This is a genomic window from Mesorhizobium sp. M7A.F.Ca.US.002.01.1.1, assembly GCF_004022955.1.
GTDB lineage: Bacteria > Pseudomonadota > Alphaproteobacteria > Rhizobiales > Rhizobiaceae > Mesorhizobium > Mesorhizobium ciceri.
Genome location: NZ_RZQE01000965.1, coordinates 1 through 887 on the forward strand (window position 1 = coordinate 1; position 887 = coordinate 887).

Below are 887 nucleotides of genomic sequence, written 5' to 3' on the forward strand. Positions count from 1 at the left end.
GACCAGAACACGTCGACAGCTCGACCTGATCGACCAGATGCTTGGAGCCGCCCCTAAATGACCACCAGCCTCGGCTCGGCCTTGCCAGGATTTGCCTCCACGCGCGCGACGTCGGAGCAGCCGGCCGCGAACGGCAGAAACGATGACGCCGGCTTCGGCAAAATGCTGCGCGACGATGCCCGCCCGGAACGGCAGGCGTCGACAGAGGCGGGATCGCGCGACCGGCGCTGGAGCAAGCTCGCTGCCGGCCTCGCCGGGCATGGCGCCAAGGCCGAACCGGCATCGGCCGAGCCCGGAAGGACCACCTCGGCCAAAGGCGCAAGCGTGAAAACCGGCAAGGACGAATTGGAAGCAAAGGCGCACAAGGCCGACGCCGAACAGACGGCGTCGGATACCGCGCCGCTTCAGGACGACCTGCCGCTGCTGATCGCGTTTCATGACCTGCGGCATTTCTCGACAGCGGCCAAGGCAGCGGGGGGCAATGCGGCCACCGGCGAGAATCCGTCGGACCCGGCGCTCGGCGGACAGGCTGCACTGCCAAAGACCTACCGCTCAAAATCGTCGGGCGGACGCGAAGCACTCGAAACCGTGTCGAAGCCGGAGCAGGCGTCGACCGTCGACGGACCTTTGACGGCGCTTGACGGTCAGTCGCCGAGCGCTGCCTCCAGCGCGCCAAAACGCGACGTCACAGCGGCGGCCCAGAAGCTGTCGGACGCGCCGGCTGCCGATGTGCCCGGCGTGCCGTCGAAGCCCACCACGAATGCGATGAGGAGCATCGAGGATGTGCGGTCCTCGATGCGTCCCGAAGCCGGAAAACAGTCCCTGTCCGCCGCGCGCATCGACGTGGTGTCGGAACGGAGCTTCCCCGCGCCGCCGCAGGGTCCCAT

At 68.0% G+C, this 887-nt stretch carries 1 pseudogene; it reads left to right on the forward strand.

Annotation, left to right across the window (positions count from 1 at the left end):
- Positions 1-57: 57 nt before the first annotated feature.
- Positions 58-887 (forward strand): annotated as a pseudogene (locus EN932_RS37090) (flagellar hook-length control protein FliK); the annotation flags it as partial.